This is a genomic window from Flavobacterium araucananum (genome assembly GCF_002222055.1).
Lineage (GTDB): Bacteria > Bacteroidota > Bacteroidia > Flavobacteriales > Flavobacteriaceae > Flavobacterium > Flavobacterium araucananum.
On the sequence record NZ_MUGS01000014.1, the window covers coordinates 264,033 to 279,866 of the forward strand.

Genomic DNA, 15,834 nt, shown 5'->3' on the forward strand with positions numbered 1-15,834 from the left:
AAAACCATTGAGGGTCGCTATTTACCTTTGTCATGAAATAAAACAAATAGAAAAAATGGAATTAAAAGGCAGTACGATCCTAATTACAGGAGGAACAAGCGGAATTGGACTTGAGTTTGTTAAACAACTTACTAAAAAAGAGGTCAAAAATATTATAATAACGGGACGCGATCCTGAAAAACTGGACAAAGCAAAAAAACAGTTTCCAAACATTTATACCTTTCAAAGTGATGTTAGTAAGCCCAAAGAAATAGAAAAATTGTATATTGAGGTCACTCAACAATTCCCGGAGTTGAATATTATTATCAATAATGCGGGAATAATGCGTAATTTAGATTTGCAGGACACGAGTATGGATTTAGAAAATATTACCCGTGAGATAGCAATCAATTTGTCTGGTCCAATTAGAATGGTGCATCAGTTTTTGCCCCATTTAAAAACAAAAAAAAGTGCCGCTATTGTAAACGTATCCTCGGGTTTGGCATTTGTACCTTTTCCGATATCGCCAATTTATAGTGCCACAAAAGCAGGTATACATTCTTATACTCAGGTATTAAGACTGCAATTGAAGAACTCTAATATTAAAGTATTTGAACTTGCTCCACCAAGTACAGAAACACCTTTGGGTGATGCTTTTGAAGGGCTTATTGATCCCAAACAGAACATGAAAGTGGACAAAATGGTTCAAATTGCTATAGAAGGTTTATTAAAAAATAATTTTGAAATAAAACCCGGCTTGGCCAGAGTGTTGAAATTCATGAGTCGGGTGGCTCCAAATTTTATATTGAATGTAATGGATAAAAGTATCGAAAAGGCAAAAGCAAAACAGGTATAAAAGATGGTACAATCAAAATTATTCAGGATTAATTCGATAACAGAATTTCATCGAAAAATGGGACTTCCGCTTCCGGAAAATCCGCTCATCAGCATCGTCGATTATTCGAAGATTCAGCATTCTCCGGAAAATAATCCAGCAAGCGCTGTCTTTGATTTTTATTCGATTTCTATTAAACGAAATTTAAATTATAAATTATTTTACGGCCAGCAAAAATATGATTTTGATGAAGGAGTTATGTTTTTTCTGGCTCCCGGGCAGGTCTTAAAAATCGAAATGGAGCAAAATGCCATCTCCGATCATTCAGGGTGGATGTTGCTTATTCATCCTGATTTTATTTGGAATACATCTCTCGCAAAAAATATTAAAAAGTACAACTACTTCGACTACTCCGTAAATGAATCCTTGTTCCTTTCGCAAAAAGAAGAAACTGTTATTAATACTATTCTTGAAAATATAAAACAGGAATATCATTCTAATATTGATAAATTCAGTCATGACATCATCATTTCCCAACTCGAAGTTTTGCTAAATTATGCAGAGCGATTTTACCAACGTCAATTCCTGACAAGAAGAAAAACGAATCATAAAGTTTTAGAAAATTTAGAAGATATCCTAAACGGTTATTTTGATAACGATAAATTAATTGGTAAAGGATTGCCAACGGTTCATAAAATTGCTGAAGCACTCCATATGTCATCCAATTATTTAAGTGAATTACTTAAGGTTTTAACGGGCCAGAATACCCAACAGCACATTCATCAAAAGATTATAGAAAAAGCCAAATTAAAACTTTCGACTACCGATTTATCAGCGACTGAAATCGCTTACGAATTAGGGTTTGAACATCCGCAATCTTTTAGCAAGTTGTTTAAAACCAAAACGAATCTGACTCCTTTAGAATTTAGAAATTCTTTTAATTAAAATAGAGCCTTCGTCTTTTTAAGTTTCAATCTGTTGAGATTTAAATTCGTTATTTCTGTTTTTGCCATTGACTTTGACTAAAAGATTACCTAAATTCTAATGGAACAACTTCCATTACTAAAACACTTCTTTGAATTTGTATAAATAATAGATAAAAAAAAATCCTGAAAATTATTCATTTTCAGGATTTTAGAATAGCAATAAATTCTATTTATTTTTTTATAAATTTTGCGTTAGAAGTTCCTTTGTCAGAAACAATTTTAATGAAATAATTACCTGGTGTTAGTGTCGAAACATCAATAGCATGAATGTTATTGGCATTAGAAACTACTCTTATTAACTGCCCTAATACATTGTAAATTTGTATGGTAGACAATTGAATGTCGCTGTTGGCATTTATATTCAACGTTTCGCTTACAGGATTTGGATATAAAACAAAGTATTTACTAAACGGGAAATCCTGAACTCCCAGTGTTTTACTGATTGTTGTAGTAGGCACATTTGTTGTAATTGCGCTGTTGTAATCAAAAAAGATATTGGCAGAGTTACCAAAGGTATCTCCTTCGACCAATGTTGCTTTTGTTTTTATCTTAAAAGCAAGATAACCATCATTGTGTGCATCATCAAAAGGGAGATTGATATTCTCAAATTTAAATTCGACCTTATTATTATCTGATATCTCCGTCGAGAATAAATGGCTTCCGCTCAGGGGAGACAAGGTATTTATATCGTACTTGGTGCCATCGATTATGTCTTTTACACTAATATTTTGTGCAGGATAAGTACCTGTATTTTCAAAACGAATGATGTAATGTACATAATCTCCAACCTTTGTTTTCGAAATAACATTTCCTTCGATACAGGTCTTATCATTTGGATCAAATGAATTAAGTACAACCTGATCGAATGCAAAGGTATTATTTGCCGGAGTTTCATCTGTTTGGGACGAAGAAATTTTTGTTGTATATTTCAATAACGTTCCTCCATTGACAGGTGGTGTTTCCTGAGGCGAATTTACATTGAGCACAACTGTGATTTCTCTTGTTTCCAGCGGTTTCAAATTAACAAAATCCCACTTTAAATTGTTCTCGGACTGATTGGTATAATTAGGGTTAGCCTCTACAACGTCTATCACGGCATCCATAAAATCAAAAGATACTGTGCCTGAAAGCTGCTGATTTCCTTTGTTGGTATATACAATTTTATATTTGGCATCAAATCCTGGTCTTGCCGGGGTCAATGGCAAAATAACAATTTCCAGATCCGGGTGAATCCCTTTTGGAGTAATACAAAAATTACCATTGTATGGGCTCGCCTGCAAAGGAAAATCTACTGTAAGACTGGCAGGAAGTACATTAAAATAATCCGGATTTTCGAAAACAGGCGTTATCGTATGAGATCCATTTTTTAAGGTAAGGGTATAATTTCCTGTATTATTTGTGATGTAACTTTTTGTATCGGGACCTGAAGCAATATTCAATTTTAAAGAAGCAAAAGGAACATCATTAAGATCACAGCCATTATTGTCTGAATCTAGTTTATTTTGTCCCTGAACAAATTTATAATCCTGTCCTAACAAACGAATTATTTTGCCCGCTGGTACTCCTCTGTAATTGACAAAACTTCCTGCATAAATAAGCTTTCCGTCTGATTGCGGTAAAAGTTTGGCTGTATAATCTATATCCTTGTTATGAAATATATTAGTAAAGGTTTCATCATAGCTTCCGTCTAAATTTAATCTGGCAAAAAAATGATTGCTATTATTATTTGCACTATATCCTGAAACCAAAATTTTATCATCTTTCTGTATTCCTGATAAAAATGTTCCGTAATCCTCAGTATCTATAGTTTTATAATTAAAAGAATTATCCAGACTTCCATCAGGATTCAATCTAAAAACCCCATTAACTTTATTTTTTTGTCCAGAGAAAATAATTTTTCCATCACTTTGAACAAATACTCCACTTCCATTTGGCTTTACAATAGGATCGAGCACAAATGAAGCGTCTTCTGATCCATCCGTATTAAGTCTTGTTAATCCTCTCCCATTTTGAAATGTACTTGATGACATTAAAATTTTGCCATCTGTCAGGACTATGATGTCTGATACATAAGGCAGGAAAGCATCATTCATCCCTTTCCATACCGCTTTGAAAGTTGTATCTACAGATCCATCAGTATTCAAGCGTACCAGCCCTACACATGTATTACCTTTATAGGTGGTAAAATCTCCTGCAACCAGTATTTTGTTATCAGCAAGTACAACTACTTTTTTTACTTCATAATTAAATCCTGTACCAATAACAAATGTATTGTCTCTGCTACCGTTATTATTTAGTCTCACTAATCTATTGGTAGTAATACCATTGAATCCTAAAAAATTACCTCCGGCTACCATTTTTCCATCTTTTTGTACGGCTATAGAATTTACCGTCGAAAACATAGACTGATCCGTAAATCCGCGTAAACCCCCAAATGTTAAGGACTCATCCTGGCTTCCATCACTATTTAATCGTACCAGACCATTAGGTGTTGTTTTGCCGTTATAACTAAAAAAATTTCCGGGAACTAAAATTTTATCATCGGGAAGAACTGTTATTGCAACTGCATTTCCGGAATCAAAACCTGTTACGATATTACTAAAACTGCTGTCTCTGGTCCCATCACTATTTAGTAATAAGACATAATTGGCAACTTCTTTGTTATAATTATTGAACTGTCCGGAAACAAGTACTTTTCCGGTAGGAAGCAAACTCAAATCATTAATCTGATAATCTGTTCCAACTCCTGTTTTAAAAGTGGTATCGATTGTGCCATCAGCATTAAGTCTAATCATTCCGGTAGAACTCGAACCTGTTATATTAAATCTCCCCCCAAGAAGGATTTTACCATCAGGCTGGACTATAATTCTCGCAATTCCAGGCTTTGTCGAGGCACTGATCGTATTTGTTTTGAAGCTCGTATCAATAGTACAATCATTATTTAACCTGATTAATTTACTATTGTAAGTATTATTAGGGCCTTCAAAAGCTGCCGAAAACAGAATTTTTCCATCCGTTTGTGAGACAATATCATATTGAACGCTTATTTTATCCAATAAAGGGGTCAGGTCTGTATCTAAGCTTCCGTCTTTATTGATCCTGAAAACTTTATTTACACTGCTGGTTGCTCCGGCAACAATAATTTTGCCATCAGGCTGCAACCTTATAGCAGTTACACCACCGGTTATGGCGGTAAAAGGAGTAAACGAATTATCCAGACTTCCGTTGCTGTTAAGTCGTATCACGCCTCCTTTTGAGTTGAGAACTCCTGATATCAAAATTTTACCGTCGGGCTGTATAGCAACATCGGGTATGTTATCTTCACTACTTCCGCTAATAGACACTCCCGGTGCTAAAACAAAACTTTTATCTACATTACCGTCTGTATTTAAGCGTACTATATTAGTAACACTTACCTCATTGTAAGCAGTAAAATAACCAATTGCAATAATTTTTCCATCCGTCTGAATTTTAAAATTATACCCTGCATACTTAAATCCTGTTCCGGTATTAAAACCGGTATCTAATATATTATTGTTAACCCTTATCAATTCCATACCTCCGGAATTTTTGCTTTTCAGGAAAACAAATTTTCCATCGGACTGAACACCTGATTTCAAAATGTTATAATCTACAAAATGACTTCCCAAAGGCAGGCTAAAAGTATTAAAAGTAGGATCTCTGTCTGCTGGATTTTGAGCATATGCATTAAAAATGATAAAAAAGAAAATGTAAAGTTTTTTCATATTAATTTTTTTGTAAATATAAAATGATTTTTAATACGTCATTCAAAAATTTAACAAGTTTACTGTTCAATATCTTTAAGTTTACCTATATCATTTCTAAAAAACAATCGCTTCTTTACTGTTAGTGCGTTATATGAGAAAAATTCAGCCAATAATATTTTTTTAATAAAATTTGCTTAAACGTTTAACTTTATTATATTTGCCATCAAGAAAACGTTATAGTGAAAAAAGTTTCTATAAAAGATGTAGCATTAAAAGCGGGTGTATCGATCGCCTCGGTTTCTTATGTGCTTAATAATAAAGAAAACAGCCGCATTGGCAAAGACACTGCAGACAAGGTTATTAAAGCAGCCGAGGAACTTAATTATCGTGCCAATACTGCTGCCAAAAACCTGAAAACACAACGTACTAATATTATAGGGCTAATTGTGGCCGATATTGCCAATCCCTATTTCTCGCAAATTGCCCGAATTATCGAAAACGAAGCTACTAAAAAAGGCTACACGCTTATTATTGGTAGTTCTGACGAGAATAAAGAGAAATTTGAAAGTCTCCTTAATATGTTTTACCACCGCCAGGCCGAAGGTTTGATTATTGCACCGGTCGAAAATTCTGAGATCTGCCTGGAGAAATTACAAAAACAAAAATTGCCCTTTGTTTTTATAGATCGTTACCTACCAAAAATGCAGGCGGATAGTATTCAGATTAACAATTATGACATAAGTTATACCGTTACGCAGCATCTTATAAACGGAGGTCGTAAAAACATCCTTTTGGTTGCTTACGATACAATGCTGGAACATTTACTACAAAGAAACAAAGGGTTTACGGATGCTTTAAAAGCAAATAATTTAGAATTTACTCCGGATAACCTATTAAATGTCAACAAAGATTATATCGATCAGGATATTGACAATGGCTTTAATCGCTTGTTTCAAACCAATAGCAAACCTGATGCTGTCTTTTTTACCAGTAATAAACTTGCCGTATCCGGTCTTAAAAAGCTCATGAAATCAGGTATAAACATACCTGCTGATCTTGCCATAGTTGCCTTTGATGAAACAGAAGCTTATGAACTCTTTAGCGTACCGTTATCTTATGTAAGCCAGCCGCTAACCGATATTGGAATCTCGGCTGTAACACTGCTCCACGACAAAATTACAGATCCTTTACTGCCTTTTAAAACTATTGTATTAAATGCTCAAATGCACATTAGGGATTCTTCAAAACATAAAAATTAACCACACTTTTTTTATTTATCAATTTGCTTAAACGTTTAACCTGTCTAATTATGAAAAAACAAACACCAACTCAACCTTCTGTATATTGTTATGGAGAAGTATTATGGGATATCTTTCCCGCCGGATCACGCGCTGGCGGAGCACCGTTTAATGTTGCTTACAATTTAATGAGAATGGGAATTGATGCCCAAATGATAAGCCGCGTTGGCAATGACAAACTGGGAAACGATCTTTTAAGCCAGCTGACCAATTGGAATATTGCGACCCAAAACATACAAACAGATTCTCAATATGCTACCGGAACTGTAATTGCTACTATCGACGAACACAATGAGGCGCATTATGATATTATTGAACCTGCTGCCTGGGATTTTATCGAATTCGATGCCAACCATACCAATAAAGTAAATGCTGCGGCAGCATTTGTTTTTGGAAGCCTTATTACCAGAGGCGAAAAATCTCGAAAGACTCTTTTCGAACTTTTGGAAATAGCAAAATTTAAGGTATTCGATGTCAATTTACGACCTCCTTTTTACTCTCTTCCTGTTCTTAAAGAGCTTCTTTTTAAGGCAGATCTGGTTAAGATGAACAAAGCGGAACTCAGGCTTATTCTAGATTTTTTATCCAAAGACTATCACAATGAAGACGACAGCATCCGCTACATACAGGATACTTTTGACATTAGAGAAGTTCTGATCAGTAAAGGCAGTAAAGGTGCTATATATTATAATGGAGATCATCATTATCAGACTCCCGCAGTGCCCGTTGCGATTGCCGACACTGTAGGAAGCGGTGACGCATTTCTGGCAGGATTTCTTTCTAAACGAATAATGAATTCAAGTCCGGAGGAAATCATGAAACAAGCTGTGGCTCTGGGTGGTTTTATCACTTCAAAAGAAGGTGCCTGCCCTTCTTACAGCTTAAAAGATTTTGAATCTTTTAAGGATCAGAATGAACTGGCCTACAATCAACTTTAACTAACCTCTAAATAACCTCAAAAAAAAATGTCACAAGCAAAATTTACCGAAAAAAAATATACCATTACCTTCGTATTTGTAATCTCTTTGTTTCTGTTTTGGGCGATCGCCATTACAATGGGTGATGTCCTGAACAAACACTTCCAGAATGTACTGCACATTAGTAAATCAGAATCCGGACTGGTGCAGTTGTCTATTTTTGGCGCTTATGCCGTTATGGGAATTCCGGCAGGTTTATTCATGAAAAGATATGGCTACAAAAAAGGCGTATTATTAGGACTTATTCTATATGCTCTGGGTGCTTTTTTATTTATTCCGGCAGCGCAAAACGAATCTTTTACTTATTTCAGGATTGCTTTGTTTATACTTGCATCCGGTCTTGCCACTCTTGAAACCGTTGCTCATCCTTTTGTAGCGGCACTGGGAGATGAGCGAACCAGCGATCAGCGTATTAATTTTGCACAATCCTTTAATGGACTTGGCGCTATTATAGGACCTCTTTTGGGTGGCTTTTTTATACTCAATACCAAAGGTGCCGAAGGTCTGGAATCTGTAAAAACGCTGTATATGATTATTGGAGGTGTGATTCTTGCCATCGCCCTTGCTTTTTGGTTTGTAAAAGTTCCGGCACTAAAAGATCCGCATGAAGGGCATGGAGAAAATACAACCGACCTCGAAAACCCAAATGTGGTTCCTAATGCCCCTTTATACCGTCAGCGTCATTTTATGTGGGCAGTAGCGGCACAGTTCTTTAATATAGGTGCACAAGGTGGTACATGGGCCTATTTTATTAATTATGGAGTCGAAAAAACAGGAATGGCTGATAATAAGGTTGCCTATTATTTTTCGCTAAGCATGGCAATGATGATGGCAGGACGCTTTATTGGAACTTTTTTAATGCGCTACATCGCTCCCAATAAATTACTTGCCGTGTACAGTGTTTGCAACATGATTCTTTGTATCATAATTTCTCAAAGTTTTGGCTGGGTTTCATTTGCCGCATTAATCATGCTCAACTTCTTTCTAAGCGTTATGTATCCTACTATTTTTAGTCTGGGATTAAAAAAGTTAGGCAATAAAACAGAACAGGCTTCTTCGTTTTTAGTTATGGCTATGTTTGGTGGTGCGGTATTCCCTCCTATCATGGGGTTTGTTGCCAATACCAACATTGCTTATGCTTATCTTTTGCCTATTGTTTGCTATATTGTTATCCTTTTATTTGCCGTAAAATACTACAAACCAAAAACATTAGATATTCAGGCTAAGGTTATAAACGAAACAGGTTTATGATATCCAATGCTTTTTTCAGATTAATAACGGTAGTCCTTTTACTATTTTGTACGATTACTGTACAGAGTCAGATTGTAATCAAAAACAAAAATTTCTCTTTTGGTACTACCGGAAGAATTGGATTTGGTTATACTCCGGATATTGAAGGACATACCGGGCGTCAGTTAAATCTTTTAAATCAGGGTTCACTAGGCGGCAGAATGGATCAGGGCGATTATGTAGACTTGCTACCCTCCTTTCATTTCATGCCTGTAAACGCCAGTAAAGACAGTACCGAAATTGATTTTCAGGCAAGGCTTGCTTTTTATTCCTCAAACGGTACTTTTTTGGGCAATGTAAACTCGGGCTCAACAGACGGTATGATCGTTAGTTTGCCTGAAGCTTTTGTAGAAGCCCGCAATATCATAGGAAGTCAATGGAGTGTTTGGGCAGGAGCGAGATACATGCGTTATGATGATGTGCACATTGCAGATTATTTTTATTTTGATGACCATTCTTCGCAGGGATTTGGGATCAAATACAAAAAAACTTCGTTCTCTATGTTTTTCCCTGCGGCAATAGATACGACGTCTTCTGCGGGTACATCTCCTTATTCTTATTCTAACATCATCTCCGGGAATAAGAATCTTACCTATCGACAGCGTGAGGTTATGGTTGCAGAACATAGTTTTAATGTATCTAAAAAGCACATTATAAAATTATTGGCAGAATATCACCACGTACCGGAGGTACATAAAAATGCAGATCCAGCCTATCCGTCTGATAATGGGTTTGTCGCAGGTGTCAAAATAAATTCTGATCTTAAAACAAGAAAAACAGGATCGTTTAACCAATTTTCTATTCGGTACGGAACAGGAATCGCCAATGGTGGCGATAACGGTAACACACAAACATGGCGCACTTTTGGCGCACCAAGTGCAGATGACCGGACTTACAAGGGTGCCTACTCTTTTACGATGGTAGAACATCTTATGCTTAACCTTTCGGACAGGATCAGTATTAACCCCTATGCGGTTTACACACAAAGCAAAGGTGGAGCTGACACAAACGGAAAGGCACCTGACTTTTATAATAAAGACATTTACAACTATAAAACTGATCTCGCCATGGGCACCAGGGTAATTTATTATCTCACCAATTGGTTTCACCTCGTTTCAGAACTGCATTACACGGCTCGAAAAGACAGTTACAACCCAACGGCTTCGATGGTTAAGTTTGCTCTGGCTCCTACTATTGTTCCTACTGCCGAGCGCAGTCCGTGGGCGCGACCACATATTCGCTTTATAGCCGAAGTCTCCCGATACAATGACTACGCAAAAAATGCCATGTATTCTCCATTTCTGCAACAAGCAGGACAAAAAAGAATCGGAACTTATTTTGGTGTCCGCTCAGAGTGGTGGATATTTTAACTTAAAAACAATACAAATGAAAATAAAATTCGGGGCTTCGCTCCTCTCCTGGATAACTCCTTTATGGACAGCCGAAGCGGGACATTATGCCATACAGAAAACTGCTCAGACGGGTTTTGACCTGATCGAAATACTCTTGCCCAATAGTATGGACTTTGATGCAAAAACAGTAAAAAAACAACTTATAGAAAACAACCTTGCTGTAGCCTGTTCCCTTAATTTGCCTAAAGAAGCACATATCCCGTTTTACCCACAAGAAGCTTTAGCATTAATCTGCAAAGCACTCGATAAAACAGCGGCTCTTGATGCTGTTTTTTTAGGAGGGGTATTACACGGTGGCATAGGCGTATTTTCAGGAAACCCAATAACCAGCGATGAAAAACAAATTATTGTCGATACCTGGCAACAAGCAGCTCTTTATGCCCAAAAACTGGGTATAACGATTGGCATAGAACCTATCAACCGTTATGAAAGTTACGTGTGCAATACGGCTGCCAACGTGATAGAACTTATCGAAAAAACGAAGATGCCAAATCTGGCGGTTCATCTCGATACTTTTCACATGAATATTGAAGAACGTAATTTTTATGATCCCGTTATAGCTTCGGGCAAACGGCTAAAACACCTGCACATTACCGAGAGCAACCGTGGTATGCCGGGAGAAGGGACTGTAAATTGGGATGAACTCTTTAAGGCTCTTAAAGAAATTGATTTTGAAGGTAATCTGGTCCTGGAAAATTTCTCATCGGCTGTACCCGGTATGCAACAGGCAGTTTCATTGTGGCAAACATCTCCCCATAATGCGCAGGAACTCGCTGCGGGAAGTCTTGAATTTCTTAAACAAAATTTGAATCAGTAGGTAGGTTCATATTCTCCTTATACCCACAGTCTAATACCCAATTTAGACTGTGGTGTTGTTACTTTTTCTTTTTGGTAAATGGATTAAATGAAAATCCAAGACTAAAGTAGCCCATACCGTCTTGCTTGGTATCTAAAATATAATCATTGGTAGATTTTCCTCTTTCGGTAAGCCTTGAATTAAAAACATTGGATACCCCCACCTTAAATGTAGCGATCAGATCTTTGGCAAGCCAATGTTCGTAGGTAAGTCCTGATTTGACCTCCATCTGGCGATAATCGAATACTTTTGACAGTCCTGATTGTTGTGGTTGCATGTAGAAACCATCTGTAATAAGTTCGCTCCCAAGCGAAAGTCTGCCATTAGAGAATATGTTGTGCGTAAAATATATTCGTTGTGGCAATACAATATCTGCAACCCATCCTGAAGCAAAGTGATGTTCAAGACTAAAAGTAGGAAACAAAGGCAATGTCGATGTTGGGTCTGCAAAAACAATCACACCTACTGTAATTATAGTTTTTTCGGTGGCCTTCAATACTATAGAAGCTCCCACAAGTCCTTTAATACGCTGCGGATCTTTTTCTGTCCCGTCTACTATAAGACTGGCGTTATAGATAATTGTTTTTTCGAATAACGTTGCAAAATAAGTAAAACTTAACGCTGCTGAGAGGTAATGAAAATCATACTTTTTGTCAAAAGTTGACTGTGGTATTCCATTATAATCTTTTACTTGCTCGAGATCTGCAGCCTCATATTTATATTCTGCTGATCCGGTAAGATTCCAGGTAGGTTTCATAATAATAGGAAGATTGACAATCGCATTAAATTTGGATTTATTTTTTATACGTCCCTTTACAAAATCTTTATCATAAAGTTCACTGTCAAAGTCGGCTGGCAGGAATTGAGTGTATTTTACATCTATAATCCTCGCAAAAGAAAATTTATCGGCAATTGCTGCCTCTATCTTTTGCTTATCTGTTTGTTCATTGTCCTGAGCGTTGGCATACATACATAATAATAGCGGTGAGAACAACAATAACTTCTTCTTCATAATTGGAATGGGTTTAATAAAATTTTTATTTGATTGATCTAAATTCATGATACTTTTTTAAAAAAAATTAGGCACAAGAAGCCCCTTCAAACTATCATCGTTTAAGCTCAAAGCATTTAAGTGTTAAATAAATGCCTGCGAATTACGATCTGTTTAAATATGTTTTACGAAATAATTGAGAATTAAATTCCCGGAATGACTGTCAGGTTATCATTTTCTGTCGAGCCAGTTTTTAAAAGAAATACCCTTTTCGCGACTCAGTAAAATAATTTCATTTACTGCAGGGATTAATTCAAGTTTGAGCTTATAATCAAAAGACTGAGACAATTTTGAAATTGATTTTACAGAGACTATATATCTTCTGGTAACTTTAAAAAATTCATCCGGATCAAGCTCCTCTATGAGCTCGTCAAGGTTCTGTCTGATTGCATATCGCTGGTTAGCGTGTGTGGTGAGATAAACTGTTTTATTATCAGAAGTAAAATAAGCAATGTCATTGGTCGCTATCGGGATATAAAAATCCTTATAACTAATTAAGAAACGGGATCTGTAAATACTCTTATACGTACTCATTTTCTTTAAAACATCAGCAAGACTCTGATCTACATTATTGGTCATAAAACCTTTAATCCTCTGGATGCTGAACTCCAGTTTTTTTTGCTCTATCGGCTTTAAAAGATAATCTATTCCGTTTACTTCAAATGCCTGAAGGGCGTATTCATCATAAGCAGTGGTAAAAACTACATAAGAGCTTATATCAATACGATTAAAAATCTCAAAGCTCAGACCATCAGTTAGTCGTATATCCATAAAGATAACATCTGGATGCTCTTCGTTTTTAAGCCAGGTAATGCTCTCGCGAACGGTCTGCAAAATACCCGCTACTACAATTTCTCCTTCGGCCTTAAGGAGCATTTTCTGCAATCTGACAGCATTTGCCGGTTCATCTTCTATAATTAAAGCACGTATCATAAAATATTTTATTTATTGTTAAGCAAAGGGATTCTAACCTCAAATGCAGTTTCAAGATCATGAACCTCTGGCATTACACTGCTTCCCAAAAGCCTGTAACTATGAAAAATATGCTCCAGTCCTATTCCCTCGCTGTGTTCGTTAGCAAACTTTGCTGATTTATTATTGTGTACAATAATCAATTGATCCTGATAACTTATCGTTATTATAAGGGGAGTTACCAGAGAAAATGAATTATGCTTTATGGCATTTTCAATCAAAAGCTGAAGTGTCAAGGGTGGAATGTAACTGGATAAATAAAGACTTTCGTCTGAGATTTTTACTTTAATAGAATCACCGTACCTAATCTGGTAAAGAAACAAGTACTCTTTGATAAAATCAAGTTCGACTTTTAGGGCAATCATGTTTTTATGCCTGTTGGACAATACATAACGATATACTGCCGAAAGATTGGCTACATACTTTACCGCCATACCTTGATTTTCCTCAATTAATGAAGTAAGTGTGCTGAGATTGTTAAAAAGAAAGTGAGGATCCAACTGAAGCTTTAGTGCGTTAAGCTCCGCTTGAAGTGCCTGTTTTTTGATTTCCATTGCCTCAAGACTGCTTTCTGTCCAATTCCTGAATAACTGTACGGCAGTAAAACCCGTCGAGATCAATATCGAAAAAATAGCTCCAAAAATTAAAGCTCTGCGAATGGTCAGGTCATCATAATGATATCTTTTAGGGAGTTCGATGGTAAAGAATAATAAAATAACCACACTTACTATTGCTATATGAAGGATAAGCTGAAGGCTAAAACGTATAGCATTATTTGTATACCAATGAAATTTGTTGTTTGATAACTTCGAGAGCCACAAACCCGTTTCGAATAATGTTATGGTAAAAAGCAGACAAAACAATGCCTCGACTATGTAGTCTGTAGCATGAGAGAGCATTAATTCTAAGGTATTCTCTGCATCAGAATCAATGATTATCATGATAAAATAAAGCACCAGTGCAAAAACCGGATAACCATATAGTCTGACATATTTATAATGTGCCTGCATAACCATAAATTTAATAATTATATATAAAATAATTCCAGACAGCACTTCCTAATTTAATTATCGCTATTGATAATCTGTCTTTAAGAGCGCAAGGTAGTAAGTAAACAAAGCTCTTAAAGTGTAAAAACAACCCAACCCGTAAATTTTATATCTGAACTCTAATATACGTAAACTCAAATCAAATTTTACATTTTGAGAGTATCCTTAATTTCTTTAGATCCCTGCTCCCACAGCTATTTTTAAAGCCTGTATGCCTTTTTTTAATTCAGTTCCCTTAACCAGAATCTCAGTTTCAATTTTCGTTAGTTCAGTCAGTTTTTCAAAAATACGCGCAGGGTCTTTATCTAGTTTTGCCTGAAATATTAAAAAAATGAAACAAAATAAAATAAAGAAAAACACCATGAAAAACATCTTTATGGCCATTACTGCAGCAGTATTATGCGCAGCTTGCGGCAGTGATAAAAAAGATCCGGTAAAAGAAACGGAGGATCCCATACAAGTAAAAGCAGAAAAAGTAGCTGCTGTATCAATGGCCAACGAAATTTCTGTAAGCGGTAATATAGAAGGTGCAACTACTGTAAAAATGGGGTTTATGGTTCCTGGAAAAATCAACCTGATAACCAGCAAAGTGGGACAGTTTGTAACCAAAGGACAACTAATAGCCAGTCTTGATCCTACCAACTATGCCCTTAACAAGCAGCTTGCTGATGTAGAACTAAGTGAAGTAACCGATGAATACGGACGTTTAAAAATACTGCACAGCAGAGGAAGCCTGAGCCAAAGTGATTTCTCGAAAATAGGTTTTGCACTGCAAAAAGCACAGGCACAGCAAAAACTGGAATTAAAAAAACTAAACGATACAAAACTGCATTCTCCAATTAACGGCGTACTGCTAAGCAAGCAGGCCGAGACAGGCGAAATTATTGATGCAGGAACAGAACTCTTTGTTGTGTCTGATATTAAAAAAGTTACCGTACTGGCCTTTGTCCCAGAAGGGGAACTTAACGGCTTGCATATTGGACAAGCAGCCAATGTACATATTGCCGCGCTTGACAAAACCTTTGCAGGCAGGATAACCGAAATAGGAAGCATTGCTGATGCCGCTTCACGGGCTTTTACCATAAAAATAGAAGTCGCCAATATTGGTATGCAGATCCGTCCGGGTATGATCGCCGAGGCCAGAATTATAATCACTAAACCCAAAACAGGTATTCAATTGCCTACAGAATGTATTATAAGTGATCTTGGAAACCAAAGCTTTGTATATGTTGTGGATAAAAATGAGCAAAAAGCTTTTAAACGTAAAGTAAGTCTGGGCAAAATGATAGCCAACAAAATCGAAATCTTATCCGGGCTGGCTCTTGGAGAAACCGTAATTACATCAGGACAGACCAAACTTTCTGATGGTGTGCTAATATCAATTGAAAACAAATAAGTATT

Annotated in this window: 12 protein-coding genes; 8 read left to right on the plus strand and 4 right to left on the minus strand. The window is 36.4% G+C overall.

Features of this window, described 5'->3' with window-relative positions:
- The first annotated feature begins 55 nt into the window (after positions 1-55).
- The gene (locus B0A64_RS09890; protein WP_089479336.1) at positions 56-835 is read left to right on the plus strand and encodes an SDR family oxidoreductase; all 780 of its coding nucleotides are present in this window, start codon (positions 56-58) and stop codon (positions 833-835) included.
- A gap of 3 nt (positions 836-838) precedes the next feature.
- A complete protein-coding gene (locus tag B0A64_RS09895; RefSeq protein ID WP_089479337.1) occupies positions 839-1,759 on the plus strand; it encodes a helix-turn-helix domain-containing protein in 921 nt (306 codons plus the stop codon).
- A 211-nt stretch (positions 1,760-1,970) separates the two neighbouring features.
- Here B0A64_RS09895 and B0A64_RS09900 read toward each other — a convergent pair whose 3' ends face one another.
- On the minus strand, positions 1,971-5,546 hold the full coding sequence (locus B0A64_RS09900; protein ID WP_089479338.1) for a DUF7619 domain-containing protein: 3,576 nt from the start codon (positions 5,544-5,546) through the stop codon (positions 1,971-1,973).
- A gap of 221 nt (positions 5,547-5,767) precedes the next feature.
- On the opposite strand from B0A64_RS09900, the gene B0A64_RS09905 reads away from it, so the two are divergent.
- Genes B0A64_RS09905 through B0A64_RS09925 form a run of 5 tightly spaced genes read left to right on the plus strand, consistent with a single transcriptional unit; the run spans position 5,768 to position 11,322 of the window.
- A complete protein-coding gene (locus tag B0A64_RS09905; RefSeq protein ID WP_089479339.1) occupies positions 5,768-6,787 on the plus strand; it encodes a LacI family DNA-binding transcriptional regulator in 1,020 nt (339 codons plus the stop codon).
- Positions 6,788-6,837: 50 nt separating this feature from the next.
- A complete protein-coding gene (locus B0A64_RS09910) occupies positions 6,838-7,764 on the plus strand; it encodes a carbohydrate kinase family protein (RefSeq protein ID WP_089479340.1) in 927 nt (308 codons plus the stop codon).
- 27 nt (positions 7,765-7,791) lie between these two features.
- Positions 7,792-9,054 (plus strand): sugar MFS transporter, encoded by a 1,263-nt coding sequence (locus B0A64_RS09915; protein WP_089479341.1) that lies wholly within the window; start codon positions 7,792-7,794, stop codon positions 9,052-9,054.
- Complete coding sequence (locus tag B0A64_RS09920; RefSeq protein ID WP_089479342.1) at positions 9,051-10,463, plus strand: carbohydrate porin; 1,413 nt, start codon at positions 9,051-9,053, stop codon at positions 10,461-10,463. Before B0A64_RS09915 ends, B0A64_RS09920 begins: the two co-directional genes overlap by 4 nt.
- Before the next feature lie 16 nt (positions 10,464-10,479).
- Entirely contained in the window at positions 10,480-11,322 is an 843-nt protein-coding gene (locus tag B0A64_RS09925; protein ID WP_089479343.1) for a sugar phosphate isomerase/epimerase family protein, read from the plus strand.
- Between the two features lie 58 nt (positions 11,323-11,380).
- Here B0A64_RS09925 and B0A64_RS09930 read toward each other — a convergent pair whose 3' ends face one another.
- The 3 genes from B0A64_RS09930 to B0A64_RS09940 form a co-directional block, all read right to left on the minus strand.
- Complete coding sequence (locus B0A64_RS09930; protein WP_123875905.1) at positions 11,381-12,373, minus strand: hypothetical protein; 993 nt, start codon at positions 12,371-12,373, stop codon at positions 11,381-11,383.
- Positions 12,374-12,583: 210 nt separating this feature from the next.
- The gene (locus B0A64_RS09935; RefSeq protein ID WP_089479345.1) at positions 12,584-13,345 is read right to left on the minus strand and encodes a LytR/AlgR family response regulator transcription factor; all 762 of its coding nucleotides are present in this window, start codon (positions 13,343-13,345) and stop codon (positions 12,584-12,586) included.
- An 8-nt stretch (positions 13,346-13,353) separates the two neighbouring features.
- Complete coding sequence (locus B0A64_RS09940; protein ID WP_165769790.1) at positions 13,354-14,394, minus strand: sensor histidine kinase; 1,041 nt, start codon at positions 14,392-14,394, stop codon at positions 13,354-13,356.
- A gap of 370 nt (positions 14,395-14,764) precedes the next feature.
- Here B0A64_RS09940 and B0A64_RS09950 point away from each other — a divergent pair, with 370 nt between their 5' ends.
- Positions 14,765-15,829 carry an efflux RND transporter periplasmic adaptor subunit gene (locus B0A64_RS09950; RefSeq protein WP_208863531.1) on the plus strand — a complete coding sequence of 355 codons (1,065 nt, stop codon included), beginning with the start codon at positions 14,765-14,767 and terminating at the stop codon, positions 15,827-15,829.
- The last annotated feature ends 5 nt before the right edge of the window (positions 15,830-15,834 follow it).

What these genes read in the sequence shown, in the direction of transcription:
- B0A64_RS09920 (WP_089479342.1), top strand. Translation starts at nt 9,051, where the DNA reads ATGATATCCAATGCTTTTTTCAGATTAATAACGGTAGTCCTTTTACTA.
- B0A64_RS09915 (WP_089479341.1), top strand. Translation starts at nt 7,792, where the DNA reads ATGTCACAAGCAAAATTTACCGAAAAAAAATATACCATTACCTTCGTA.
- B0A64_RS09900 (WP_089479338.1), bottom strand. Translation starts at nt 5,546, where the DNA reads ATGAAAAAACTTTACATTTTCTTTTTTATCATTTTTAATGCATATGCT.
- B0A64_RS09950 (WP_208863531.1), top strand. Translation starts at nt 14,765, where the DNA reads ATGAAACAAAATAAAATAAAGAAAAACACCATGAAAAACATCTTTATG.
- B0A64_RS09895 (WP_089479337.1), top strand. Translation starts at nt 839, where the DNA reads ATGGTACAATCAAAATTATTCAGGATTAATTCGATAACAGAATTTCAT.
- B0A64_RS09930 (WP_123875905.1), bottom strand. Translation starts at nt 12,373, where the DNA reads ATGAAGAAGAAGTTATTGTTGTTCTCACCGCTATTATTATGTATGTAT.
- B0A64_RS09935 (WP_089479345.1), bottom strand. Translation starts at nt 13,345, where the DNA reads ATGATACGTGCTTTAATTATAGAAGATGAACCGGCAAATGCTGTCAGA.
- B0A64_RS09910 (WP_089479340.1), top strand. Translation starts at nt 6,838, where the DNA reads ATGAAAAAACAAACACCAACTCAACCTTCTGTATATTGTTATGGAGAA.
- B0A64_RS09940 (WP_165769790.1), bottom strand. Translation starts at nt 14,394, where the DNA reads ATGCAGGCACATTATAAATATGTCAGACTATATGGTTATCCGGTTTTT.
- B0A64_RS09925 (WP_089479343.1), top strand. Translation starts at nt 10,480, where the DNA reads ATGAAAATAAAATTCGGGGCTTCGCTCCTCTCCTGGATAACTCCTTTA.
- B0A64_RS09890 (WP_089479336.1), top strand. Translation starts at nt 56, where the DNA reads ATGGAATTAAAAGGCAGTACGATCCTAATTACAGGAGGAACAAGCGGA.